Annotated in this window: 1 pseudogene; it reads left to right on the forward strand. The window is 72.5% G+C overall.

What is annotated here, in order from left to right:
• Positions 1-236, forward strand: a pseudogene (locus KVT32_RS31540) (MFS transporter); the annotation flags it as partial.

Genomic DNA, 236 nt, shown 5'->3' on the forward strand with positions numbered 1-236 from the left:
GGCGCGCCTCGTGGGCCACGCTGGCCTGGACGGCGGCGCTGTCGCTGTCGTACCTGCACATCATGCTGACCATGCCCACGCTGGGCGCGCGCGCCGATGCGCGGGCCAGCAAGCGGCGGCTGCCCTACACCAGCACGATCGGCTGCGTGGCCGCCACGCTGGTGCTCACGCAGGCTGGGCGGGGCGACGTGTGGCTCGCGCTGGCCGCCATCGTCGTGTCCAACTACTGCTATTGC

It is taken from the genome of Achromobacter sp. GbtcB20 (genome assembly GCF_019091095.1).
Taxonomy (GTDB): Bacteria; Pseudomonadota; Gammaproteobacteria; order Burkholderiales; family Burkholderiaceae_B; genus Achromobacter; species Achromobacter mucicolens.